This window comes from Arthrobacter sp. NPDC080031 (assembly GCF_040702485.1).
Lineage (GTDB): Bacteria > Actinomycetota > Actinomycetes > Actinomycetales > Micrococcaceae > Arthrobacter.
Map to the genome: position 1 here is coordinate 57,545 of NZ_JBFBLA010000005.1, position 22,950 is coordinate 80,494.

Consider the following 22,950-nt stretch of genomic DNA (forward strand, 5'->3'; position numbering starts at 1 on the left):
TCTCATGGGAGCGGACTCTAGAATGGTTGTCATGAGCAACACTCCCGACGACGCCCCAGATATGGTGGAGGTAGGCGACAACGTCGACGCCGCCCTCCAGCAGGTGGAACACCAGCTGAGCATGTTCTGGCGACGCGCCCGATCGCTGTCCCACCAGTTATCCCGCCAGGTCCATCCCGACATGGAACCAGCCGCTTACGGACTGCTGTCGATCATCCGCAAGGAGGGTCCGATCCGCCTGACGGAGCTCGCCTCGTGCATCGGCGTCGGGAAGCCCTCGGTGAGCCGGCAGATCGCGTTCCTTGAGAGCATCGGCATGGTCTACAAGGAAGCCGACCCCCAGGATGGCCGCGCGCAATCGATCCGGCTTACCCCCAAGGGCGAAGAAAAGATGCACCAGGTCCAGGACGCACGCAGGCAGGTATTCCGGGAACGCCTGGGCGAGTGGCCGCTGGAAGAAATCCAGACGCTGGCTGACTACATTGAACGGCTCAATGCGGCCTACGGCGAAGGAAGCGGTAAGGACTGACCGCGGCAAGCCACAAAAGACCCGAGAAGGAGGGCCTCCATCTGGAGGCCCTCCTTCTTTGTTTCAAGTATGTGCCGTTGTTTCGGCGCAACGAAGCCAGGCGGCGACGTTTCGCGCAACGGAGCCCGGAAGCGACGTGCTCGATCACACTCCGGCAACTGAGTACCGGAGCCAGGTCCGTTTAGCGGGCTCCGGAGAGCATGCCCTGGGTGAAATCGTCGTTCAGTTCGGCGCTGAGCTCGCGGTCGAGATCGCGGCCGTAGCGTTGCGCGAATTCCTGCGGGACGGTGTCCGGAACGGCGACGCCTTCGGCGACGGCAACCCGGTCACTGACCTCGCGGAGCATGCCGGACAACGGAACGTCCAGCGCCGAGCAGATCGAGGACAGCAGCTCTGAGGATGCTTCCTTCTGGCCGCGCTCGACTTCGCTCAGGTAGCCAAGGGAAACACGGGCGCTGTGCGAGACTTCGCGGAGCGTACGGCCCTGGCGTTGGCGGACATCGCGCAGGACATCACCGATTTCGTGACGCAGTACAACCATTTTGCGCTCCTTCTGTTCGCTCGGTGCCTTCTCGGCCAAGCCCACATCCTTCCAGCGGACAACGCCGTTTACGGATACGGGCTGCTTAACCATCTGTATCGCCTTGCTCCCTCGTGAGTCCGGTTCACCTTGCAGGTGCACCGGTTGTTTTCTACATCCTAGGCGCCCCGGCCATTCCGGGGCGACACAATGTAACAACTATTGGGCTGCTGTTTTTGTTCCCGGCTACTTTACGTGCGGTAGGTCGGCATGGACAAGGCACTCAAACAAGCGCTCCAGCGCGACCCTCGTTGCCTGTGCACGGATACTTGGCCGATCTCCCAGAAAGGAGTATGCATGCGCCGCGGCCCCGTCCGACGTGGCGACGCCAATATAGACGGTGCCAACCGGCTTCCCGTCGTGCGGCAATGGCCCCGCCACCCCTGTGGTGGAGACCCCGACGTCGGCCCCGCACGCGCGCCTCGCGCCGTCGGCCATAGCCGCGGCCACCTCGGCGTCGACGGATCCGACCGCGGAAAGCAGTTCCTCGGATACCCCCAGGATTCCGGCCTTGACCGCATTCTGGTAGGCGACGACCCCGCCCTGGAGCATGCCTGACGCCCCGGGAGTATCAGCGAGGGTGGCCGCAACCATCCCGGCTGTCAGGGATTCCGCGGTAGCCACTGTGACGCCCCGCTCGATGGCGAGGGCGACGGCGGAAGCGGCCACCTCATCAGCGGTGCGGCTCATGCGCGCTTTCCGGCCGAGCGGAGCTTTGCGGCTTCAATCACGTATTCGACGCCGGTCCACACGGTGATGACGAGAGCGGCGATCATGACCCAGAAGGCCACGCTGACGAGCCACGGCGCGAAGGAATTCAGCGGCAGGATGTAGAGGAAGATCGCGACAGTCTGGACGGCGGTCTTGAGCTTGCCGCCACGCGACGCCGGCATCACCCCATAGCGGATGACAAAGAAGCGCAAGGCGGTGACGCCCCATTCGCGCACGAGGATGAGGATGGTGATCCACCATGGCAGCTCCCCCAGCGCCGACAGGAGAACGAGGGCCGATCCGATCAGCAACTTGTCGGCAATGGGGTCTGCGATCTTGCCGAAGTTGGTGACGAGGTTGCGGCTCCGGGCGATGTCGCCGTCGAGCTTGTCCGTATAGATCGCCACGGCGAAGGCCACGACGGCGGCCCAGCGCCAGACGCCGTGCCGGCTGTTGTCCTCCAGGAGGAACCATACGAAGAACGGGACCAGGACAATTCGAAGCATCGTCAGGATATTGGGCAGGTTCCAGATATCGGAGCTGCTGGAACCGGCTTTGCTGCCGTCGGATGTAGTCACCCCTCTAGGCTACCGTCCGGTCAATGACCAGGCGTCTTCGCCGCCCTCGTCCTCGTCATCGATCCCATCTGCTCCGTCGTGGTATTCCGTGACCTGCTTGCGGCGTTCGAGATCGGCTGCCACGAGGTCCTCTGCGTAGCCTCCGACGGCGATGTTCGCGTTCGCGTTCTCGCTCAGGGCCGCCGTGTGCGCGTCGGGCGCAGCCGGAGCCTCCTGGCCCTTCATTGCCGCCAGCACGGGAGCGAGGTCGTCGGGCTTGACCAGGACATCGCGGGCCTTGGAGCCCTCGGACGGACCCACGACGCCGCGCGACTCCAGCAGGTCCATGAGGCGGCCGGCCTTGGCGAAGCCGACGCGGAGCTTGCGCTGCAGCATCGACGTGGAGCCGAACTGGGTGGTGACCACGAGTTCGGTCGCCTGAAGCAGGACTTCGAGATCGTCTCCGATGTCGTCGTCGATCTGCTTCTTCTGCGCCTCGGGCGCGACGTCGTCACGGTAGACGGCCTTGAGCTGGCCCTTGACGTGCTCCACCACGCGGTGGATTTCAGACTCGCTGACCCAGGCGCCCTGCACGCGCATCGCTTTGGAGGCGCCCATCGGCAGGAAGAGCGCGTCACCCTGGCCAATGAGTTTTTCCGCGCCGGGTTGGTCAAGGACCACGCGGGAGTCGGTGACAGAGGATGTGGCGAACGCCATGCGCGAGGGGACATTCGCCTTGATCAGGCCGGTGACGACGTCAACGGAGGGACGCTGGGTGGCCAGGACCAGGTGGATGCCGGCAGCACGGGCGAGCTGGGTGATCCGGACAATAGAGTCTTCGACATCGCGCGGGGCCACCATCATGAGGTCGGCGAGCTCGTCCACGATCACCAGCAAATAAGGGTAGGGCTTGATGACGCGCTTGGAGTCAACCGGCGGAACAACCTTGCCGGCGCGGACGGCCTTGTTGAAGTCGTCGATGTGCTTGAAGCCATAGTTGGCGAGGTCGTCGTAGCGGGCGTCCATTTCACGCACCACCCACTGAAGGGCTTCGGCCGCCTTCTTGGGGTTGGTGATGATGGGCGTGATGAGGTGCGGAACACCCTCGTACGCGGTCAGCTCGACGCGCTTGGGGTCCACCATGACCATGCGGACCTCATCGGGGGTCGCGCGCATCAGGATCGAGGTGATCATCGAGTTCACGAACGACGACTTACCGGCACCCGTAGCACCGGCCACGAGCAAGTGCGGCATCTTGGCGAGGTTCGCGACGACGTAGCCGCCCTCGACGTCCTTGCCGACGCCCATCACCATGGGGTGGTCGGTCCGCCGCGCGTTCTGGCTGCGCAGGACATCGCCAAGGGACACGGTCTCGCGGTCCGTGTTGGGGATCTCGATGCCGATGGCCGACTTGCCGGGGATGGGACTAAGGATACGTACGTCGCTCGACGCCACGGCGTAGGAGATGTTCTTGGACAACGCCGTGACGCGCTCCACCTTGGTGCCGGAAGCAAGTTCGATCTCGTAGCGGGTCACAGTGGGGCCCCGGCTGAAGCCGGTGACGGTAGCGTCCACGTTGAATTGTTGCAGGGTGTCCGTGAGGGCGGCCACGACGGCGTCGTTCGCTTCCGTGCGCTCCTTCGGAATGGAACCCGGGGTCAGGTTGTCCGAGGACGGCAGCGTGTAGGTAACGTCGCCGGCAAGCGAAAGCTGCTCGGTGCGCTGCGGGATCGGCGTCGGGGGCGGGGGCGGGCCGACCGGTGCCGAAGGCACGATGACAGGGGGGACGGCGGGGGCCGACGCGACCAGCGGGATCGCTTCGGTGGCATTGTCCGCAGCCGCTTTCGGACTTCCGAGTCCCTGCGCGGCCTTGATCTTCTCGACGGCGATTTCGGCCTGGGTCGGTCGGCGTACCCCTGGCGGCACCGACGGGCCGCCCTTTGCGGGAGGGGCATCGTCGTCGACGATTGCGTGCTCGAAGGCCTCGTCGCCGACATAGCCTTCGAGCGTGGGGTCGTCGTCGTGGTCCTTGCCGAAGAAGCGTTTGCGGCGCTTCTTCCTCGGTTCAACTGCCACCTCGTTTTCGTAGAGGTAGCTGCGGTCATGGGAATCGCCGCGTTGCGCGTCGGCATCCACCAGGTCGACGCCCATGAGGTGCTCGTAGGCGCCACGGATACGCCGGGGAATTGCGCCGAAGGGCGTGGCCGTGAGAATCAGGAGGGAGACGAACGCCAAGGCACCGTAGACCAGGACGGGGACCACGGGGTGGATGGCGGCAAGAGGCGACGCCGCGAGGAAACCGAGCATCCCGCCCGCGCGCCGGAGGCCCTCGAAGCCATCTGCGACAGTCGGCTGGCCCCCGATAACGTGGGCCAAGCCGGTCCCGGCGAACGTCATGACCAGGAAGCCGATGCCCACACGGTTGTTGCCACGGCTGTCCCACGGCTGCCGGAAGAGCCGGACGGCGCAGACGAAAAGCATGATCGGAAGAAGCAGGGATACCCAGCCGAAAGTTCCATTCACGATGCTGAAGACGACATCCGGGAACCAGCCTTTGAAGCCCCACCAGGCGAAGGTGGCTATGAAGACACCGAGCGCCAGGTTGAAAAGCGCGGCGCCGTCCCGGCGGTCCAGGGGATCAAGGTCACTGACGTCGTGGCCGATCCGGCGGATGCCCGCACCCACCACGTGCCCGATTCCCAGCCAGACGCCGGCAAGCGCCCGCAGGATCCACGGCTGTTGGGGTTCGACGACGGCGGCCTTGCCGCGGGCCGTGCCCGTGCCGCTCCGGCCGGTCCTGGCCGGGGTCCGGCCGCTGCCCGAGCCGCCGGATTTGCCATTGGAGCTGCCTCTAGGCGCGGAGGTAGTACGAGTCGCCATATCGGCCACGCTACCCCAACCCGTCCGGAAACCCGCGGATTTCAGGGGCGCGAAGGAACCATGTTGCCCCTGTTGAACAATCTGCGGACCCTGTTTTGCGCCGGGCCGGTCCGGAAACGCGAACGGCCCGGTTCGCTTGAACCGGGCCGTTCGGAGCCTGACTGGCCGTTCCTGCCGAAGTCGTGCCTCGGGATTAAGCTTCCAAGACCAACGGGATGATCATGGGGCGCCGGCGAAGCTTGCGGTTGACCCACGTGCCGATCACGCGACGCACCACTTGCTGGAGCTGGTGGTTGGTGTGGTCCGAGTGGTGGAGCACTGCGTCTTCCAGGGCCGCGTTGATCTTGGGGATGATCTCGTCAAAGACGGAATCGTCTTCGGCCACGCCGCGGGCGTGGATTTCCGGACCCGAGACTATCTTGCCGGTAGTCCGGTTGATCACGGTGATGACGGAGATGAAGCCCTCGTCGCCGAGGATCCTGCGGTCCTTGAGGTCGGCGTCGGTGATTTCGCCCACGCTGGAGCCGTCCACGTAGACGAAGCCCACTTCCACTTGGCCCACCACATTGGCTTTATGGTCCCTGACGTCGATGACCGTGCCGTTGTCGCTGAGGATAACGCGGTCCGAGGGCACGCCGGACTCTTCCGCCAGGTTTCCATTGGCGATGAGGTGCCGGGTTTCGCCGTGCACGGGCATGGCATTCAGGGGCTTGAGTATGTTGTAGCAGTAGAGCAATTCGCCGGCGGCAGCATGGCCGGAGACGTGCACTTTGGCATTGCCCTTGTGGACGACGTCGGCGCCGAGCTTGAGCAGCCCGTTGATGATCCGGTAGACCGCGTTCTCGTTGCCCGGGATGAGGCTCGAGGCCAGAATGACGGTATCGCCCTGGCCGACCACCACGCGGTGGTCTCCGTTGGCCATCCGCGACAGGGCCGCCATGGGTTCACCCTGGGATCCCGTGGACATCAGGACCACGCGGTGGTCCGGAAGGTCGTCGATGTTCTTGATGTCCACCAGGATTCCCGGCGGGACGTCAAGGTAGCCCAGTTTCGCGGCGATAGCCATGTTGCGCACCATGGAACGGCCCACGAAGGCGACATTGCGGCCATGCTTGGCTGCGGCGTCGAGCACCTGCTGGACCCGGTGCACGTGCGAGGAGAAGGACGCAACGATGATCCGTTTCCTGGCCTGGCTGAACAAGCGGTCCAGGGTGGGACCGATTTCCTTCTCCGCCGTGGTGAAGCCGGGGACATCCGCGTTGGTGGAGTCGGCCATGAACAGGTCCACCCCTTCCTCGCCCAGGCGGGCGAAGTGGCGCAGGTCCGTGATGCGGCCGTCGAGGGGCAACTGGTCCATCTTGAAGTCGCCCGTGTGCAGCACGTTGCCGCCGGCGGTGCGGATGAAGACGGCCAAGGCGTCCGGAATGGAGTGGTTGACGGCAACGAATTCGCATTCGAAGGGGCCGAACTGCTCCACTTGTCCTTCGGTGACCGTGAGCGTGTACGGCTTGATCCGGTGTTCCTGGAGCTTGGCCTCAACGAGGGCAAGCGTCAGCTGGGAACCAACCAACGGCAGGTCCGGACGCAGGCGCAGCAGGTACGGCACAGCGCCGATGTGGTCTTCGTGGCCGTGCGTCAGGACGATGGCAACGACGTCGTCCAGCCTGTCCTCGATATACGAGAAATCGGGCAGGATCAGGTCGACACCCGGCTGGGTCTCTTCAGGGAAGAGCACGCCGCAGTCAACCACCAGCAGCTTGCCGTTGATTTCGAAAACGGCCATGTTGCGGCCGATCTCCCCCAGGCCGCCCAGGGGCACAATCCGGAGTGTTCCCTGCGGAAGTTTGGGCGGGGTGACAAGTCCGGGAAGGGCGGTTTGGGTCATAATGCGCTACTTTCCGGCGGAATCCTTCTAGACAGTGAAGTCCATTCCAGCTTCCGCCAAGTCCTCGCGGATGATTGCGATCTCGGCGGCGTCCGGCTCCACGAGGGGCAAACGGACAACCGAGTTGGGCAGGACTCCCTGCCATTTAAGAATTTGTTTGGCGGCGACGGCGCCCTGGACCCGGGTCATGGTTGCACGGATCACGGGCTCGAGATCGAAGTTGATCTTGCGTGCCGTGCCAAGGTCGTTCGCGTTGATGGCGTCGATCAGTTCACGGAAACGGCGGGTGACGACGTGGGTGGTGACGCCAATCAGGCCCACCGCACCCATGGCCATCCACTGGAGGGTCAGGCCGTCGTCCCCCGAGTAGAAAAGGAGGTCGGTTTCCGCCATGACCCTGGTGGCCGCGGCGAAGTCGGCTTTGGCGTCCTTGACCGCAACGATGTTGGGGTGGGCGGCGAGGCCGATCATGGTCTCCGGCGCGATCTGAATGGAGGAGCGTCCGGGAATGTCATAGAGCATGACTGGGAGATCGGTGGCGGACGCAATGGCCTCGAAGTGGGCCCGGACTCCGGCCTGGCTCGGCTTGTTGTAGTACGGGGTGACGATCAGGAGTCCGTCGACGCCGAGCTTCGCGGCTTCCTGGGAGAGGTGCACCGAGTGCGCGGTGTCATTCGTCCCGGTTCCAGCGATGATTGCCGCGCGATCGCCCACGGCTTCCTTTACGGCGCGGAACATGCCGAGGTTTTCCTCATCGGTGAGGGTGGACGTCTCGCCGGTGGTTCCGGTGACGACCAAGCCATCGCAGCCGTCATCAACAAGTTTGACTGCCAGTTCCGCTGCCTGCTTGTAGTCGACTTCGCCGTCCTTGGTGAACGGGGTGACCATGGCGGTCAGAAGGGTACCGAGAGCAGGAACGTTCGCACGAGAGTCAGACATATGAAAAACGTTACCCTGTCAGCTGCGGGTTAGGAGAATGGGGCCCGCGTGATTGTCGTCAAATTTAGCGAAATGAGAGCAAGGCCTCAGGCTGAAGCGTCGCTATGGCGTCCGGGCTTCGCTGGCGTCTCCGGCGAGCAATACCGGGCAACCGCAGACTCCCGCAAGCGGTCCGCCCAAGCCCCGAGTCGCTGGGCTGCCCGCACATAGTCGAACAATTCAACGGGGGTCAACGATTCAAGGTCAGTCTCCGCGAGCCGCCTGGCGAGTTCGGCACCCGGCTGCTGGTCGGCCAGAACGGTTCCCTCGCGCCGCCACTGCACGTCTTCCGGAGGCTCGCCCGCCACTAGCTGCCGGAAGAGGAAATCGACGACGCCCGGGCTCATCGCCTTCATGGGCCCGTCCAGGCCTTGGGGATAGCCGTCCGGCCGCTTCGAAGGTTCGTTCATGCAGCCATGTTATTCGAACATATATTCGAATACAAGGAGTCCCCTTCGAGGGGCAGCCGCTACCGCTCCGCTGCGGTGGGTTCAGCGCGGAAGAGGCGCACGGCGTCGCGCATGGATTCCCTCGCGCGCTTGCGGTCGCCGGCGGCGTCGTACGCGCAGCTGAGCCGGAACCAGGAACGCCAGTCCTCGGGGGCAGCCTCGGCCTCCACGCGGTACTTCTCAAACTCGGCGTCCGCGGCGGCACGCACGATGCGCCCTCCCGGTGTGCGCGGCAAATTGTCCACGGGCAGCCCGCCCTCGGCGTCGAGCACCTTTGCCATCTTCTCGGTGCGAGCACCGAACACAAGCTCGCGGATCAATGCCCACGCTCCGATGACGGGAAGCACCAGGTACGCAGCGCCGATTCCCTTGGCGACCAGGTTCGCGTCACTGAGCAGCAGGATCGAGCGTTCGAAGGTGACCACGAGGTAGAGAACCAACAACAGGGTGACGGCACCCACCCAGATCTTGGTGCGGTTCTCCTTGAATGCGTTCCAGAGCGGGCCCACGCCTACAGCCCCAAATCCAGATAGCCGTCCAGGCCGACTGTCAGCCCGGGGCGGGACGCCACATTGCGAAGTCCCAGCAACACTCCGGGCATGAAGGATGCCCGGTCGAAGGAATCGTGGCGGATGGTCAGTTGCTCTCCCGGGCCACCGAGGAGCACTTCCTGATGTGCCACGAGTCCGCGCAGGCGGACGCTGTGGACGCGGACACCGTCTACCTCACAACCGCGGGCACCCTCAAGGCCGCTGTTCGTGGCGTCCGGGCTGGCCGGGACGCTGGCTTCTTCGCGGGCTGCGGCAATGAGCTGGGCCGTGCGGACGGCTGTGCCCGAAGGCGCGTCCACTTTGTTCGGGTGGTGCAGTTCGATGATTTCCACCGATTCGAAATACTTGGCGGCCTTGGCCGCGAAGGCGGAGGCGAGGACCGAACCGAGGGCGAAGTTGGGGGCGATGAGGACGCCTGACTCCGGGTTCGCCGCAAGCAGGCCGCGCAACGCGTCAAGCCGCGCGGCGTCCCAGCCGGTGGTCCCGACAACAGCATGCATCCCGTGTTCGACGGCGAAACGGACGTTCGCTTCGGTGCTGTCCGGAACGGTCAGGTCAACGACATACTTGGCGCCGGCGTCGAGCAGGGTATCAAGGGAATCGCCGCGGCCGAGCGCCGCGACGAGCTTCATATCGGAGGCTGCGTCCACCGCTTTGACGGCTTCGATACCCATGCGCCCCTGGGCGCCCAGCACGGCGACAGCAAGTTGTTCGGTCATGCCCTTAACCCTACCGGTTGGTGGCTGCCCCAACGCGGGGTCGCCGGAACGGTGCCGGTTCGCCCGAACGCTCCGGCGAACCGGCACCGTTCCGGCGATTTCGACGGGAAGGGCCCTACTCCCCGGCCCCGACCCACGGGTTCCCCTAGTCGCGGGTCGGAGAGACAGATCGCGGTCGCACAAGCTTTCGAACGCCCAGAACGATCAGTCCCAGGACCGCGCCAGCGACGACTGAAAGAATGAGCATGGCAACGATGGGAATCGCCAGTGAATCAGCACCGATTTCTTCCCGAGCCGCCTCGAGTCCCGGGATGCTGATTGCGATAACGACCGCAGCCAACACCAGCGTGGGCACAAGGAACCAGGGCCACGATTGGGTCTTTTTGGACATCGGATTATTTTCCTTTCAATCGCAGAGCAGCCAGGAGAAGCACTCCGGCGGACCAGATCGTAAGTAGAAGGAGCGCTCCCCAGGGCCCAAGGTTGTCCCCGGGCTCGGGGGTGCCGCTGATCGCTTGCCCAACCAATATCCCGATGGTGATGTTCGCAATTGCCGCAGCGCCGGCGACTCCGCTCAGTCCGGCGATGAGGAGCGTGATCGGCGCAAGCCAAAAAACGGTGATGATGACGATCGCGGCGATAGTGGCTGAGCGCACCGCGTACCCGAGCCCTGCGCCGAAGCATGAGGCGAGCACCACCGCAGCGATCGAACGCACTACCGCGGCGACGGAGTCAACAGAGAAGGGCGCGAGTGTCCCGCCCAACACGGCAGCGAACACGCCGCCCACGAACATGGCGAGCAACGCGAGTGCGGCGGCAACCCCGCTGTACCCGAGTGCACTTGCAGCAAGCAGCCGTCCGTGGCGCGGAACGAGCAACATCCGGAAAGCGATCGCCCCCGTCTGGTAGTCCCGGCCAACGCCGATGGCCGCAGCCAGAGCTGCCACGAACGCGAAGATGTCGACCCCGGCCGTCGCGAATCCCGTCGGGTCCGATGCCGGCGAAGACACCTTTCGATAGATCGCTTGTCCCACGCCGAGCGCGAGCGGTACGGCTGCTCCCAGGATCAGGACGACAAGGGAGGCACGGGTCCGGATGATCCGTGCCATCTCCGCGTACGCGAGGTCGGCCGGCCGTTGCGTGTCGTGGCGGTAGGCGATTCGGATGGGTGGGCGCGGCATCCTCAACGAGCTTCACCTTCTGCCTTCGTGTCCATGATCCGTCGATACACGTCGTCAAGAGAGACTCTCTCGGTGCGAAGCTCATCCAGGACAAGCCCATGCGCAGCTGCAAGGGAGAACACCTCACGCGCGGCGAGGTCTGCGACGACGGCGGCGCGACCGTCTGCCTCGACGATGGTGGCGCCGTTTTCCTTTGCGAGCGCGATGAGAGTGGTGACGTCCTCGCTGACGACGTGGACGTGTGCCCCGGCCCCTCGTGCGAGGTCGGCAAGGCTGCTTCGGAGTTTGAGCACTCCGTTGCAGATCAGTACGACGTCGTCGGCCACAAGTTCGAGCTCGGTGATGATGTGCGACGAAAGGAGAATCGCGGCTCCATCATCACGAAGTTGGATGAGTAGTTGACGCAGCCACTGGATCCCCGACGGGTCGAGACCGTTGAGCGGCTCATCAAGGACGTAGTTGCCCGGGTTGCCCAAGATGGCTGCGGCGAGCGCAAGGCGCTGCCGCATGCCGAGGGAGAGCTCGCGCACCCGCCGTCTGCGGGCCCCACCAAGGTCGACCATGTCCAGCACCTTTTCGGCCCGCGCGTTGTCGACCCCCTGAACCCGTGCGCAGTACCGGAGGAGCTCGATTGCCCGTAACTCAGGGATCAGGGCCCCGGCGTCGAGGACCGCTCCAACGCTCTGGCGAGGCTTGGGAAGCTCTCCATACACGCGTCCATCGAACAACGCCCGTCCCGAATCGGGCTTCTCAAGGCCGAGGGAGGTTCGCATGGTGGTGGTCTTGCCAGCGCCGTTAGGCCCGATGAAGCCGACGATGCGGCCGTCCCCGACGCTGAACGTGACGTCATCCACCCTTGTCCGTCCGCCGTATGACTTCGTGAGTCCAATCACTTCGATCATGGCACGTGCACCTGGACACCTGAGAACGCCGCCGTCAGAGTCGCGTGACCCGGGCGCCGGAGGAATGCTCTGATCGTCCACGGGATGGTGCCGCCGACACGGAACGCGAGCACGCAAAATCGCCATCCTGACCCGTTGCCGACGATGGTTCTGAAGGTAGGGCTGGTTGATGGGAGTACCCACGTCCTAGTGCCGAGCACTCCCGATCTCACTCGCCACAGTCGGCTGTCTCGCGAGAAGTCAGCGCGCTTAACCACCAGCTGCGCCACCGCGATGGCGATCAGCGCGGACGCTGTGATCGCGACGACAACCGGCGCTGAGAGCAAAGCCGCAAGCGTGCCCGCCGCGACGCTGCCCGCAATCAAACCTGCGCACCATCCCAGGACCGGGCTGACGCCGGCGACCTCATCGCCGCTGACGATCCGGAATCGCGGAAGGTATTGTGCGAGGAATCCGTCGATGTCTGACTGGCGTGCTATCGGGATCACAACTGTACGGCTCGCGCTGCCGGCCCCCTGCGCCCGAAGGATTACTCTCAGCGAGTACCGCCCGAACACCCGCATCACCACGTTCTGCCGCATTTCGAGTGCGTCGATTCGGTCGACGCGAATGGATTGGTCCGTGGTCGATATCAGCCCGTGCGCTACCCTCATCTTCAGCGTGCCGTCGGAGTCGGGTTCGACGCGGACAAGCATCTTCGCGTATTTCAGATAAGCCACTAAGGCCCCGTAAGCGACGCTCGCGGCGAGCAGCAAGGGCATCGCAGCCAGCACAAGGGCCGGATGCGCTCGCCACTGGTCTACAACCCACTCGAGCTGAGCAAAGCCGCTGTTGCCCGTGATCCGGGTGATCAACGACCAAAGCACCGGAACAAGAAGTAGATACTTGCCGTAGGTTACGGAGATAAGCCAACAGTCCGCGTTCCGAAGCGAAACCGCGTTCGCCACCCCGGAGGACGTTTCGATAACGCCGTCCGCAGATGCGCCTTGCCGCGCGGATCCTGCCGCAGTATGGACATCCTTTGCCTTCAGGGTCGGACGAACACCGTAGACGCGCGCGATCTCATCGACTTGGTCACGTGTGACCGCGTGGAGAACCGGGCTGGCGCGTCCTCCCGCAGTACTCTGCACCCGCACTTCGAACAGCTTCCACAACCGGTCCAGGCCGCCCTGCGAGAGATGGACTCCAGTGATATCACCGCGAGCTATGGTCAAGGTCTCCCGCGAGAAGAGGCCTCGTCGATAGTGGAAGCCCTCTGGCCGGACATCCCACGTGGTCGCCAAATAATCGTAGATGATCAGATAGATGCGCGTGTAGACGAAGTATGCAAGGAGCACCCACAACGCCACGGCAATCCCGCCTTGGAACGCGGAGATCGCAACGACGAGCCCGATGACGATGAGTACGGATTGGGGCAGCGTCTTCAGCAATCTGCCAAACATCAACAGTGGTGAGTTACGCATCATTCGGCCCCCTATCGACGTTTTTCAACGCACTCCGCAGCCGCTCAGCATCCTGGTCGTCGAGACAGGGAACCATGAACTCCCTGCCGAGTACGCCTACGTGCACACTTGCAAGTCGAAAATTGCGCAGCACGGGACCGCGTCGAATCCGGACATAGAGAATCTGCGCCCTCGGCACGAACGTCTCACGTCGAATCCACCGGCCCTGACCGATCGTCAGGCCCAGCGGCTCCACTCCATAACGGAAGGCAAGGGCTCGTCGAGCATTGACGATCAGGCACTCAGCGGCCGTCGAGACAACGGTTAGCCCCACCAAGACAACGAGGCTGATCGCAAGCCAGCCTTCTTGAAACACCAGGCGCAAGCCGAACAGCACGACGCAAGCGATCAATCCGGTGCAGACAGAGGCGATGTTCCACACTGTCACCGCGTGACGACTCACGGCTGCCGAAAACGTCCCGCCAGCATCATCTGCTTCCGTCACCTTTACCATCCCCCTCACGATCCTTGCGGGTCGTGAACTTTCGTCGTAATCATCGCGTCAGGTGCTCATGCACCGTTGTGTGAGACGGAAAAGGGCCGCCCAGGGTGTGGCTGGGCGGGCCCTTTCCCGCTGCTCACAGCCCGAGGATGTCCCGGACCCGCCGAACGATCCACTCGATCGTACGGCCGGCGTTGAGCCAGTCCAGTACCGTGCGCCAGTTGGCAGTCACCCAGTTGACCGCGCGGGACCCCAAGTGCATAACCGCTCGGATGACAGCCAGAATGATGGCAGGCATCGACCCACCCCACCTTCCTCTCAGTGCGACCTTGTTGTCGCCACTGACTACGATTCATCCCGACCTCTCGCCTCAAACACCGTCATTCGTATCGAGTTAGACATCGTTCGAATGCGCCCGTTCTCCTCGCCATGCAACTCAACATCCAACTTCCCGACGACCAAAGCGTCATCGGCATAGCTGCTTTCGTATGACTGGTCCTCTAGAACCTGGGCAGGGTCGCCGTCACGGTCCACCCCTTTTCAGCACCGCCCGCCTCGAACGTTCCGCCCAGTAACATCACGCGATCATTCATCCGCTTCAGCCCGTACCCCGTCGCATCAGCGGTCCCGTCCGACTTGCCGGTGGACGGGGCATTCCAAACCTGTAAGGTGATGCATTCACGATCAGAGGTGACCGCCAAACGAATCGACGGGGTCCGGCGAGCGTGCTTCATCACGTTGGTGGCTGCCTCGCGTGCGATGTGCACCAGCGTGGTCTCGATGCTGTTCGAAATTGAAATCTCATTGCCGGGGAAGGAGAGCTCCACCGAGGCTCCCGTCGAGCCGAGTCCAAGCCGTAAGGATTCCAACGTTGCTGCCAAGGACACGGTACCTGCTCCGGCTCCTCCGACGGTTTCGTCCGTCCCCTGGACCAAACGCAGCATCCGACGGATGTCTGTGAGCGCTTGTGTGGCGGCATCGGTGATCGCACGCCTCGATGTATCTCTCGTCAGGGGGTCGTCCACCAGTTCGAGGGCCCGGGCCTGCATAACAACGGTTGTAATGTCGTGGGCAATGACGTTGTGCAGCTCATCGGCGATTCGATCCCGCTCCATTTGTACGGCGGCCGCCGATTCTCTTCTGAGCCGATCAATGTGAGCAGAAAGCTGATGTTCCCTCGCCCGACCTTCGCGGAACCCACAACCGATCAGTCCTGAAGCAAGGCCAAGGGCAACGCCCCCGACCCCACCGCCTTGGACAAGCCCTTGGCCAACACCTTCGGCAACCATCGCCAACGCCACCGTGACGACGCAGTATGAGATGCTCAGCCACTGACCGCATGTACTCGTGACCAAGCCGGCCGAGACGGCAAGAGCCAGGGAGTAAGGCCCTCCCGCACCAAGCAACGTCGCGACGAGGCCGCATGCCACGAGCACCGTCGCCGCCACGGGAGGCCGCCACGCGAAAGCACCGATTGCGATCAGCGCGCCGACGTAAACGATCGAGGTGGGCATCGGCGTCTGGGCAAGCAACGCCAGCACACCATCCACGAGCAGCAGCACCGCGACAACCGCCGCCAATGCGAGACGAGCGCCGGCCGGCAAGGCAGTGAACGCCCAGAAGCCACGCAAACCGGAAAACCCGTGGTCATTGCGGGTAGCCACTGGCGGACCGCTTCGCTTCATCCCCCAATTATCCAGATGAAGCGCTCCGACGCTCAGGCAGGCCAGCCGGAGAGGGCGGGTTCCGGAGGGAACCCGAGGCCGCCCGCTGCGCTCGCTACGAACATGATCAAGTCCCCTTCTGCCTGAAAGTACCAACAACCTGATCGTCGCAGCCTGCAGGCGCAAGGTCTACCGACGAAGGTCGACTCCCTGTGCGACTTTCGTCTGATCTGAGAGTCGACTCCCGCCGCCTAAACTGTAGGAATGGAAGGCGTGCGTGTTCTGATCGTCGATGACGAAGCCCTCGTGCGCCACGCACTGCGCATCTTCCTGGAGTCGGCGCCGGCCACAGTTGTGGCAGGAGAAGCCGTTAATGGAACGGAAGCCGTCGGGCAGTACCGCAGGTTGCAACCCGACGTCGTGCTGATGGACATCCAGATGCCGGTGATGAACGGCATTGAGGCGACAGAGATGATCACGGCCGAATACCCGGACGCTCGGGTGCTTGCGGTGACCACCTTCTCCTCCGAAAGCCACGTCATCTCCGCGCTCAGGGCCGGAGCCTCCGGTTATCTCGTGAAGGACACACATCCGGACGAGATCGTCAGGGCCATCTTGGACGTGCACGCTGACATGTCAGTGCTCTCGCCGCGCATAACCCGTGGACTCATCGCATCCGTCCGTGACACGGCCAAACCCCATGGTCACGTTTCGCTCTCCCGCGCCCAAGCGCTTACGGAACGCGAACTGTCGATTGTGGAGTTTCTCGCGCAGGGCATGTCAAACGCCGAGATAGCACAGGCTCTCCACCTCTCAGAGGCGACGGTCAAGTCGAACCTCGGCCGCATCATGAACAAATGGGACGTGCGCGACCGCGTCCAAGTACTGATCCATGCTGTGCGCATAAATCTCGTGACGTTATAGCCCCCGCGATTCGATGCGCTCAGCTACTCCCCGGCCCCGACCCACTCGACCGTGCCGTCGCTGAAGAACTGTTCCTTCCAGATGGGCACCTGGGCTTTGATCCTGTCCACAAGCTCCGAGCACACCGCGAAGGCTTGCCCGCGGTGTGCAGCGGCAACGGCGCACACGAGCGCAGGGTCGCCAACCTCAAGCATGCCGATCCTGTGGGCGGCCCAGATGCGGACAGGTTGCGCGGCCTCCCCCGAGTGCTCGGCCACGAGCGTCGCAACGACGTCGGCCATGACCTGGTGTGCCGTGGGGTGGGCGCTGTAGCTGAGCCTGTCGACAGGTTTGCCGCCGTCGTGGTTCCGGACCACACCGCTGAAGCTCACTACGGCTCCCGCGGTGTCCGATTCCACGGCTGCTATGGCCTGGTCCACGGAAATCGGCTCCGCGCTGAGGATCGCGCTGACGACTTCGAAGTCGGTTTCAGTGGTCATGGCTACCCTCCAATTGATCGCAAAGGTGTGCGATGACGGGATCAAGGACGGCAAGGCCGTCCATCACGCCCTTCGGCGAACCCGGCAGGTTCACAATGAACGTCTTGCCGGCCGTACCGGCATGCCCCCGGCTCAGCATCGCCATGGGGGTCTTGGCCGCTCCGGCGCGGCGGATGCCTTCCATGAGCCCTGGTATTTCGCGATCCAGCAAAGGCAGGGTGACTTCGGGAGTGCGGTCATCGGGGCTCAGCCCGGTACCGCCGCTGGTAATGACGACGGCGGGTTCCTGGGTCAGCAGCGCACGGATGGCGGCACCGACGGGCTCGCCATCCGGCACCACCATGACGGGGAAGGTCTCGTAGCCGTGTTCGACCAGCCAGTCCAGGATCACGGGGCCGCTCTTGTCCTCGTAGATTCCTGCCGCGGCGCGGTTGGACGCGATGACAACGCCGGCCTTCCGCGGGCCGCGGCGGGGTTCGCACGCATTCATGCCCGCGCTCCGTCGCCGGGCACATCAGAGCCGGGCACATCAGAGGAGGCGGGAAGGGTCCAGTCGCCGCTCTTGCCGCCGCTCTTGGCCAGCACCTGGATGTCGCTGATGACGGCGTGCTTATCCACTGCCTTGATCATGTCGTAGACGCTCAAGGCAGCCACGGAGGCGGCAGTCAAAGCTTCCATCTCCACGCCCGTCACGCCCTTGGTCTTCACCGTTGCCAGGACAACTACCGTGTCCGGGCCGAGTTCGAAGTCCACCGTAACCTTCGAAATCGGCAGCGGATGGCACAGCGGGATGAGTTCAGGTGTCTTCTTTGCTGCCATGATGCCGGCAACGCGCGCCACTGCGAGGGCGTCGCCTTTCGGTAGCTCACCGGCGCCGAGCAGGGTGAGCACCTCGGACGTGCTGTGGACAGTGGCGGTGGCGGTCGCTTCCCGAGTGGTCACGGCCTTCTCGGAAACATCGACCATCTGGGCTGTACCGTCCTGGCGCAAATGCGTGAGGGCTGTACCGTCCTGACGCAAATGCGTGAGGGCGCCGCCGACGCCTGCGGGGTCTGGAGTGTCATTCACAACATCCATACTTCCACTTCCGCCCCGGCGTCGAGTTCCGTGACGGCTGCAGGCACCTGGACCAGCACGTTCGAGTTGGCGAGCGCATGGATCAGATGGGAGCCTGGGCCCCCCTCAAGCCTGACCGTTCCCCCCGGAAGCAGCGTGCCCCGGCGGACCTGGTGCTTACCGGCGGGCGAGGTCAGGGACTCCGCAAGGCGCGCCTGCAGGCTCGGACGCAATGCAGGGCTTCCCACGACTGCGGCGAGCGCCGGGCGAAGGAACATTTCGAAGGACACGAGGCAGCTCACCGGATTGCCCGGGAATCCCAGGAAAGGCAGTCCGTCGAAGGTTCCGATCCCCTGGGGACCGCCGGGTTGCATGGCCACCGACACGAACTCGACCGGCTGGCCGTTCATGGCCTGCCGGACCACTTCGTAGGCGCCCTTGCTGACGCCACCGGTGCTCACGATGAGGTCGATCGTTCCGCTCCGGCTGCGGAGGAGCGCAAGCAGATCGGCGGGATCGTCGCCACTGATTCGAGTCCGCGTGACGTGGAGGCCGGACTGCAGCATGGCGGCTTCGAGCAGGGTTCCGTTGGAATCGTAGATCTTGCCTTGCGGCAGCACGGTTCCGGGTTCCACGACCTCATCGCCGGTGGTCACCAGAAGCACGCGCACGGGCGTCCGGACCTCGACGGCGGTCATCCCCAAGGCGGCGAGCAGCCCCAATTGCCCGGGACCGAGCGTCGTTCCAGCGCGCAAGGCAACGGTTCCCGCGGCGATGTCGCTCCCGGCGTCGCGGACGAACGTGCCCGGCTCGGTGGTGGGAAGACGGACGGTTGCTGCCACACCGGGGGCCGGAAAGACATCAGGCACTGCCTGTTCGATAGGCACGACGGCGTCGGCACCCTCAGGCATCATGGCGCCGGTCATGATCGGGGCCGCTGTGCCGGGCATGAGCCGGACCGGTGCCGCACCGGCCGGAACGGGATCCACCACCTTCAGCTCCGCACCGGCGTCGCTTCCTGCGTGGGGGGCCAGGTCCGCTGCGCGGACGGCAAAACCGTCCATCTGGGAATTCGCAAAGGGCGGCAGGCTCAGCGGGGCCAGGACGTCGGCGGCGAGTACCCGGCCGAGCGCCCCCATCAACGGCAGCTCTTCGGTGCCCTCTTTCAACGGCAGCTCTTCGGTGCCCTCTTTGCGTGCAAGGCCGGACAGCAGCTCCTGGACGGCTTGGCGGTGGGCTGCGACGGATCGTGCCACGAGGGTTCCTCCCGGGTTGTTTCGCTCAGACCTACACAGCCTAATGTCAGTTGGCGGAGACGTGGATGGTGTGGAACCCCGTGGCGCCGTCCGGTGCTACAGGAGTTTGGGCTTCGGGCTGCGGGGTACCCGTGGCATCGGTGGCACGGACCTGGATTTCATGGTTCCCGGAGCCCAACTCGAGGCCCAGCTGCCATTGGTACCACGTGTCCGAGGAGATCCCCGGTGCGAGCTTGGCTTCCTGCCAATTGCCGCGGTCGACCCGCAACTCCACGCGGGAAACGCCGCGGTGTTGAGCCCAGGCGACACCACCGAACTGGACCGTTCCGGCCTTGACCGAGCGGCCGTCCCGCGGCACGTCGATGCGGGACTGCGTCTTGATGGGACCGTGGTCGCTCCAGCCGCGCGGAACCCAGTAGCCCTGGTCGTCAGCGAAACGAGTGACCTTCAGTTCCGTCAGCCATTTGGTGGCCGAAACATATCCATAGAGGCCCGGGACGACCATCCGGACGGGGAAGCCGTGCTCCAGCGGCAACGGTTCGCCGTTCATTCCGACGGCGAGGATCGCGTCGCGATTGTCGGTGAGCGCTTCGAGGGGGGTTCCGGCTGTCCAGCCGTCAGTGCTGCGGGACAGCACCATGTCCGCCCCTGGTTTCGGCCCGGCCATGGCGAGGAGCTCGCGGACCGGCCAGCCCAGCCAGAGGGCGTTGCCGATCAGGTCTCCGCCGACTTCGTTGGACACGCAGGCGATCGTCACGTACCGCTCGATCATCGGCTTGGTCAGCAGCGTGGCGAAATCCAACTGGACTTCGCGTTCCACCAGCCCGGTCACCTTGAGGGTCCAGTCCGGCGGGTTCACGGCTGGCGGGATGAGCGCCGTGTCGATCCGGTAGAAGTCGGTGTTCGGGGTGACGAGCGGCTGCAGACCCGCCAAAGTGAGCGCAGCGCCGTCGGGAACTTTTTGCGGAGGTGCCACCGGGGCGGGAAGGGCCACGCCGCGGCGGAAATCGGATGCCACTGTTCCGGCCCTGCGCAGCACCGTCGTCGCGATCCCTACGACGACGGCTGCGATCGCGCTTCCACCCAGCAACTGCATAAAGCTTCGGCGGGCCAGTGGCATGTCGGCTGCCTCGGGCACGGGACGCCAGGTTTCGAGCCGCTGGATCAGGAGCCTGAGGAAAAGCATGGTGATAATGGTGGCCACGACGGGGGCGATTGCCGCAGTAGGCGCGGCTTGGGCGCGGGTCAGCACGGCAGCCAGCCCTGCCGCTCCGGCGAGCAAGGCGAGCGCCAGGCCCGCGCCCTTTCGCCGATACTCCAGGAGGCCGGCGACCGCGGCGAGGACCAGGGTCACCAGGGCGATGCTGACGATCAAGGCAAGTTTGTCGGCGGTGCCGAAGAGGTTGACGGCCAGTTCCTTGGCCCACCCCGGCACGGCGTCGATCACCACACCGCCCAGTGCGGTGACCGGCGAGACCGTCGGGCTCAGGAACCCGGCCAGCAACTCCCCGGCCGCCACCCCGAGTCCGATGGCCACCACTCCGCATGCGGCCGCCCATCGGGCCGCCGTCCTGGTAGTGGCCTTCTTCGATGTGGTGCTGCTCATGATGTGCCTGCCTGTTTGGTGCTCTCCGCCGGAACGGTGTCCGCGGGAACTCTCTGGATCGGAAATGCCTCGTTGCGGGACGGGGTTGCCGCTGAACCCGAGGGAAGACGGAGCGTGAAACGGCAGCCCTCCCCCGTGTTCGCCACCGTGACAGTGCCGCCATGAGCCTTCACGATGCCCGCCACCATGCTGAGTCCGACGCCGGCCCCGCTGTATCGCGGCGGACCCCCTTCCACCGTGCTTCCCGCTCCCCGGGAACGGTCCTTTTGCCAGCCGGTCTCGAAGACGTGGGCGAGGTCCTCGTCGTCGATGCCGCCGCAGCTGTCCACGACGTCGACGACGGCGTCGCTTCCGTCGCGTCCGACGCGAACCAGGACCCCGCCGTCGGGCCGGCTGTAGATAATCGCATTGAGGAGCACGTTCCGGACGGCCCTTCCCAGGCTCGGGCCGTCAGCGACGGCCATGCACTCGCGGTCGCCGCCGCCGTCGAGCCGGATGCCGCGCTGCGCGGCGAGCGGCGCGAGATCCGCGATGGCGTCGCTCACGAGGTCGTAGAGGTCCAGGGATTCTGCGCTCAGCCGGAGCGTTCCGGCCTGGATTTTGGACAATTCCAGGAGGTCGTTGACCATGACTGCCATCTGGTCCGTCTGGGCGATGATCTTGCGATAATACGCGGGGACGTCGGAGGCCATGCCGTCTTCCAGCGCTTCGGCCATGGCCCGCATGCTGGCCAAGGGGGTCCGGAGGTCGTGCGAGATCCAGGAGACCAGTTCGCGGCGGGCAGTCTCGACGGCGGCCTCCCGTCGCCGGGATTCCTCCAGTTTGATGCTGCTCGCTTCGAGTTCCTGGGCGAGCTGGGCAAGCTCGGAGTTCATCGCCGGTCCGGCCCGCCGCGATGCTGATTGCGGCAGGAACGAGCCATCGAGGGCTTCTCCGCTGCCAAGGCGCCGCGCTGCTGCCACGAGCCGGATGGCGTTGCGGGACACCCCGGCCCCGAGGACCAGGGAAATCGCGATCGCCACGGCCGAGGCCACCCCGAGGATGTACCACATGACTTCGAGGTCCAGGGCGGAAATGAACATCGCGTTGAAGGCGCTCACCATCCCCGCCACGAGGACAGCAACGGTGGCCACCACCACGAGGCAAATCTGCACGAGGATCGACGCGCCGCGCAGGAAACGCAGCAAGGCGAGGGTCAAGGCGCCGATGAGGACGGCCCACAGCAGCATCCAGCCCAGGATCGTGAACATTTCAGCCGGCTGCATGTCCACCTTCCTTCGCGTCAAAGCGATAACCGACTCCCCAGACCGTCTTGAGCAGCACCGGGGTGGTGGGGTTGTCCTCGATCTTTTCGCGCAAGCGACGGACGTGGACGGTCACGGTGGACAAATCCCCGAAGTCCCAGCCCCAAACTGCTTTGATGAGGTCCTCGCGGCTGAAAACTTGGTTGGGCCGACGGAGCAGGAACGCCAGCAGATCGAACTCACGCACCGTAAGCGTCAGGGGTTTGCCGTCCTGGAGCACCGTGCGCGAGGCCGGATCCAGTGCGAACCCGGCGAGCTCCACGGGAGGTTCCGGGCTGAATTCCCGGATGCTCCGGCGCAACACGGACTTCACCCGGAGGACCAGCTCGCGGGGGGAGAAGGGCTTGGTGACGTAGTCGTCGGCGCCGGTTTCCAGGCCCAGGATCCGGTCGTCCTCCGTGCCAAGTGCGGTGACCATGATGATGGGAACGCTCATGGCCAGGCGCAGCCTGCGGCACACTTCCACGCCGTCGAGTCCGGGCAGCATCCGGTCCAGGATGACAAGGTCGGGCCGCCTGGCGGCCGCGAGGCTCAGCGCCGTGAAGCCGTCGCCCGCGAGATCCACCTGGAAGCCTGCCTGGACGAGGTAGTCCCGGACGACGTCGGCGATGGTCTGTTCGTCTTCGACCAGCAGAATGCGGCGGTTGCCGACTTCGGCAGCGTGCGGGGTGGGCTGCATGTTCACACCTTCAGCATAGATTCGCACGGTGCCCGCGGTATGTGTTCCTGGCACCGCCGGGCCAACCGTATGCATTCCGTAAGAACTCAGGCCTTGCGTCTTTCCACGGCGGGCGG

General features: G+C 64.6%; 25 protein-coding genes. 2 read left to right on the forward strand and 23 right to left on the reverse strand.

The annotated features are described in order from the left end of the window. Positions 1-31: 31 nt before the first annotated feature. A complete protein-coding gene (locus AB0323_RS05600; protein ID WP_366176449.1) occupies positions 32-529 on the forward strand; it encodes a MarR family transcriptional regulator in 498 nt (165 codons plus the stop codon). A 181-nt stretch (positions 530-710) separates the two neighbouring features. Here AB0323_RS05600 and AB0323_RS05605 read toward each other — a convergent pair whose 3' ends face one another. The 16 genes from AB0323_RS05605 to AB0323_RS05680 form a co-directional block, all read right to left on the reverse strand. After that, entirely contained in the window at positions 711-1,163 is a 453-nt protein-coding gene (locus AB0323_RS05605; RefSeq protein ID WP_078105673.1) for a helix-turn-helix transcriptional regulator, read from the reverse strand. Between the two features lie 132 nt (positions 1,164-1,295). Beyond that, entirely contained in the window at positions 1,296-1,799 is a 504-nt protein-coding gene (locus tag AB0323_RS05610) for a nicotinamide-nucleotide amidohydrolase family protein (RefSeq protein ID WP_366176450.1), read from the reverse strand. Then, positions 1,796-2,398 (reverse strand): CDP-diacylglycerol--glycerol-3-phosphate 3-phosphatidyltransferase, encoded by a 603-nt coding sequence (pgsA, locus tag AB0323_RS05615; RefSeq protein WP_366176451.1) that lies wholly within the window; start codon positions 2,396-2,398, stop codon positions 1,796-1,798. Before pgsA ends, AB0323_RS05610 begins: the two co-directional genes overlap by 4 nt. Positions 2,399-2,407: 9 nt before the next feature. Then, positions 2,408-5,257 (reverse strand): DNA translocase FtsK, encoded by a 2,850-nt coding sequence (locus tag AB0323_RS05620; RefSeq protein WP_366176452.1) that lies wholly within the window; start codon positions 5,255-5,257, stop codon positions 2,408-2,410. A 193-nt stretch (positions 5,258-5,450) separates the two neighbouring features. Next, on the reverse strand, positions 5,451-7,142 hold the full coding sequence (locus tag AB0323_RS05625; RefSeq protein ID WP_366176453.1) for a ribonuclease J: 1,692 nt from the start codon (positions 7,140-7,142) through the stop codon (positions 5,451-5,453). Between the two features lie 27 nt (positions 7,143-7,169). Beyond that, entirely contained in the window at positions 7,170-8,081 is a 912-nt protein-coding gene (gene dapA, locus AB0323_RS05630) for a 4-hydroxy-tetrahydrodipicolinate synthase (RefSeq protein WP_364531703.1), read from the reverse strand. Positions 8,082-8,167: 86 nt separating this feature from the next. Next, positions 8,168-8,530, reverse strand: a complete 363-nt coding sequence (locus tag AB0323_RS05635; RefSeq protein ID WP_366176454.1) for a hypothetical protein — start codon at positions 8,528-8,530, stop codon at positions 8,168-8,170. A gap of 59 nt (positions 8,531-8,589) precedes the next feature. Next, a complete protein-coding gene (locus AB0323_RS05640; RefSeq protein WP_366176455.1) occupies positions 8,590-9,078 on the reverse strand; it encodes a hypothetical protein in 489 nt (162 codons plus the stop codon). A 2-nt stretch (positions 9,079-9,080) separates the two neighbouring features. Beyond that, positions 9,081-9,839, reverse strand: coding sequence for a 4-hydroxy-tetrahydrodipicolinate reductase (dapB, locus tag AB0323_RS05645; RefSeq protein ID WP_366176456.1), 759 nt, complete (start codon positions 9,837-9,839; stop codon positions 9,081-9,083). A gap of 145 nt (positions 9,840-9,984) precedes the next feature. Continuing rightward, entirely contained in the window at positions 9,985-10,230 is a 246-nt protein-coding gene (locus tag AB0323_RS05650; RefSeq protein ID WP_366176457.1) for a hypothetical protein, read from the reverse strand. Positions 10,231-10,234: 4 nt separating this feature from the next. Further along, positions 10,235-11,020: a hypothetical protein gene (locus AB0323_RS05655; RefSeq protein WP_366176458.1), complete on the reverse strand. Its 786-nt coding sequence runs from the start codon at positions 11,018-11,020 to the stop codon at positions 10,235-10,237. 2 nt (positions 11,021-11,022) lie between these two features. Continuing rightward, positions 11,023-11,922, reverse strand: coding sequence for an ATP-binding cassette domain-containing protein (locus AB0323_RS05660; protein ID WP_366176459.1), 900 nt, complete (start codon positions 11,920-11,922; stop codon positions 11,023-11,025). Then, entirely contained in the window at positions 11,919-13,364 is a 1,446-nt protein-coding gene (locus tag AB0323_RS05665; protein WP_366176460.1) for a PH domain-containing protein, read from the reverse strand. Before AB0323_RS05665 ends, AB0323_RS05660 begins: the two co-directional genes overlap by 4 nt. A 13-nt stretch (positions 13,365-13,377) precedes the next feature. After that, complete coding sequence (locus AB0323_RS05670) at positions 13,378-13,878, reverse strand: PH domain-containing protein (protein WP_366176461.1); 501 nt, start codon at positions 13,876-13,878, stop codon at positions 13,378-13,380. A 124-nt stretch (positions 13,879-14,002) separates the two neighbouring features. Then, positions 14,003-14,164, reverse strand: a complete 162-nt coding sequence (locus AB0323_RS05675; RefSeq protein WP_366176462.1) for an aureocin A53 family class IId bacteriocin — start codon at positions 14,162-14,164, stop codon at positions 14,003-14,005. 202 nt (positions 14,165-14,366) lie between these two features. Continuing rightward, a complete protein-coding gene (locus tag AB0323_RS05680; protein ID WP_366176463.1) occupies positions 14,367-15,551 on the reverse strand; it encodes a histidine kinase in 1,185 nt (394 codons plus the stop codon). A 243-nt stretch (positions 15,552-15,794) separates the two neighbouring features. On the opposite strand from AB0323_RS05680, the gene AB0323_RS05685 reads away from it, so the two are divergent. Continuing rightward, positions 15,795-16,454: a response regulator transcription factor gene (locus AB0323_RS05685; RefSeq protein ID WP_366176464.1), complete on the forward strand. Its 660-nt coding sequence runs from the start codon at positions 15,795-15,797 to the stop codon at positions 16,452-16,454. Between the two features lie 23 nt (positions 16,455-16,477). Here AB0323_RS05685 and AB0323_RS05690 read toward each other — a convergent pair whose 3' ends face one another. Genes AB0323_RS05690 through AB0323_RS05720 form a run of 7 tightly spaced genes read right to left on the reverse strand, consistent with a single transcriptional unit; the run spans position 16,478 to position 22,834 of the window. Further along, complete coding sequence (locus AB0323_RS05690; protein ID WP_364531733.1) at positions 16,478-16,933, reverse strand: molybdenum cofactor biosynthesis protein MoaE; 456 nt, start codon at positions 16,931-16,933, stop codon at positions 16,478-16,480. Next, the gene (locus AB0323_RS05695; RefSeq protein ID WP_234753113.1) at positions 16,923-17,423 is read right to left on the reverse strand and encodes a MogA/MoaB family molybdenum cofactor biosynthesis protein; all 501 of its coding nucleotides are present in this window, start codon (positions 17,421-17,423) and stop codon (positions 16,923-16,925) included. The genes AB0323_RS05690 and AB0323_RS05695 overlap by 11 nt, the downstream gene beginning before the upstream one ends. Further along, the gene (gene moaC, locus AB0323_RS05700; RefSeq protein ID WP_366176465.1) at positions 17,420-18,010 is read right to left on the reverse strand and encodes a cyclic pyranopterin monophosphate synthase MoaC; all 591 of its coding nucleotides are present in this window, start codon (positions 18,008-18,010) and stop codon (positions 17,420-17,422) included. Before moaC ends, AB0323_RS05695 begins: the two co-directional genes overlap by 4 nt. Further along, positions 17,998-19,245: a gephyrin-like molybdotransferase Glp gene (gene glp, locus AB0323_RS05705; protein WP_366176466.1), complete on the reverse strand. Its 1,248-nt coding sequence runs from the start codon at positions 19,243-19,245 to the stop codon at positions 17,998-18,000. The genes moaC and glp overlap by 13 nt, the downstream gene beginning before the upstream one ends. A gap of 46 nt (positions 19,246-19,291) precedes the next feature. Further along, entirely contained in the window at positions 19,292-20,851 is a 1,560-nt protein-coding gene (locus AB0323_RS05710) for a molybdopterin-dependent oxidoreductase (protein ID WP_366176467.1), read from the reverse strand. Continuing rightward, entirely contained in the window at positions 20,848-22,116 is a 1,269-nt protein-coding gene (locus AB0323_RS05715) for a HAMP domain-containing sensor histidine kinase (protein WP_366176468.1), read from the reverse strand. Before AB0323_RS05715 ends, AB0323_RS05710 begins: the two co-directional genes overlap by 4 nt. After that, the gene (locus AB0323_RS05720) at positions 22,103-22,834 is read right to left on the reverse strand and encodes a response regulator transcription factor (RefSeq protein ID WP_366176469.1); all 732 of its coding nucleotides are present in this window, start codon (positions 22,832-22,834) and stop codon (positions 22,103-22,105) included. The genes AB0323_RS05715 and AB0323_RS05720 overlap by 14 nt, the downstream gene beginning before the upstream one ends. Positions 22,835-22,950: the final 116 nt, after the last annotated feature.

Excerpts from the sequence above, each read along its gene's own strand:
- AB0323_RS05680 (WP_366176463.1), bottom strand. The coding sequence starts at position 15,551 with ATGAAGCGAAGCGGTCCGCCAGTGGCTACCCGCAATGACCACGGGTTT.
- AB0323_RS05720 (WP_366176469.1), bottom strand. The coding sequence starts at position 22,834 with ATGCAGCCCACCCCGCACGCTGCCGAAGTCGGCAACCGCCGCATTCTG.
- AB0323_RS05635 (WP_366176454.1), bottom strand. The coding sequence starts at position 8,530 with ATGAACGAACCTTCGAAGCGGCCGGACGGCTATCCCCAAGGCCTGGAC.
- AB0323_RS05715 (WP_366176468.1), bottom strand. The coding sequence starts at position 22,116 with ATGCAGCCGGCTGAAATGTTCACGATCCTGGGCTGGATGCTGCTGTGG.
- AB0323_RS05670 (WP_366176461.1), bottom strand. The coding sequence starts at position 13,878 with ATGGTAAAGGTGACGGAAGCAGATGATGCTGGCGGGACGTTTTCGGCA.
- AB0323_RS05665 (WP_366176460.1), bottom strand. The coding sequence starts at position 13,364 with ATGTTTGGCAGATTGCTGAAGACGCTGCCCCAATCCGTACTCATCGTC.
- AB0323_RS05710 (WP_366176467.1), bottom strand. The coding sequence starts at position 20,851 with ATGAGCAGCACCACATCGAAGAAGGCCACTACCAGGACGGCGGCCCGA.
- AB0323_RS05675 (WP_366176462.1), bottom strand. The coding sequence starts at position 14,164 with ATGCCTGCCATCATTCTGGCTGTCATCCGAGCGGTTATGCACTTGGGG.
- AB0323_RS05600 (WP_366176449.1), top strand. The coding sequence starts at position 32 with ATGAGCAACACTCCCGACGACGCCCCAGATATGGTGGAGGTAGGCGAC.
- AB0323_RS05620 (WP_366176452.1), bottom strand. The coding sequence starts at position 5,257 with ATGGCGACTCGTACTACCTCCGCGCCTAGAGGCAGCTCCAATGGCAAA.
- AB0323_RS05690 (WP_364531733.1), bottom strand. The coding sequence starts at position 16,933 with ATGACCACTGAAACCGACTTCGAAGTCGTCAGCGCGATCCTCAGCGCG.
- AB0323_RS05655 (WP_366176458.1), bottom strand. The coding sequence starts at position 11,020 with ATGCCGCGCCCACCCATCCGAATCGCCTACCGCCACGACACGCAACGG.
- AB0323_RS05650 (WP_366176457.1), bottom strand. The coding sequence starts at position 10,230 with ATGTCCAAAAAGACCCAATCGTGGCCCTGGTTCCTTGTGCCCACGCTG.
- AB0323_RS05660 (WP_366176459.1), bottom strand. The coding sequence starts at position 11,922 with ATGATCGAAGTGATTGGACTCACGAAGTCATACGGCGGACGGACAAGG.
- AB0323_RS05695 (WP_234753113.1), bottom strand. The coding sequence starts at position 17,423 with ATGAATGCGTGCGAACCCCGCCGCGGCCCGCGGAAGGCCGGCGTTGTC.
- moaC (WP_366176465.1), bottom strand. The coding sequence starts at position 18,010 with ATGGATGTTGTGAATGACACTCCAGACCCCGCAGGCGTCGGCGGCGCC.
- AB0323_RS05625 (WP_366176453.1), bottom strand. The coding sequence starts at position 7,142 with ATGACCCAAACCGCCCTTCCCGGACTTGTCACCCCGCCCAAACTTCCG.
- AB0323_RS05605 (WP_078105673.1), bottom strand. The coding sequence starts at position 1,163 with ATGGTTAAGCAGCCCGTATCCGTAAACGGCGTTGTCCGCTGGAAGGAT.
- AB0323_RS05685 (WP_366176464.1), top strand. The coding sequence starts at position 15,795 with ATGGAAGGCGTGCGTGTTCTGATCGTCGATGACGAAGCCCTCGTGCGC.
- dapA (WP_364531703.1), bottom strand. The coding sequence starts at position 8,081 with ATGTCTGACTCTCGTGCGAACGTTCCTGCTCTCGGTACCCTTCTGACC.
- dapB (WP_366176456.1), bottom strand. The coding sequence starts at position 9,839 with ATGACCGAACAACTTGCTGTCGCCGTGCTGGGCGCCCAGGGGCGCATG.
- AB0323_RS05610 (WP_366176450.1), bottom strand. The coding sequence starts at position 1,799 with ATGAGCCGCACCGCTGATGAGGTGGCCGCTTCCGCCGTCGCCCTCGCC.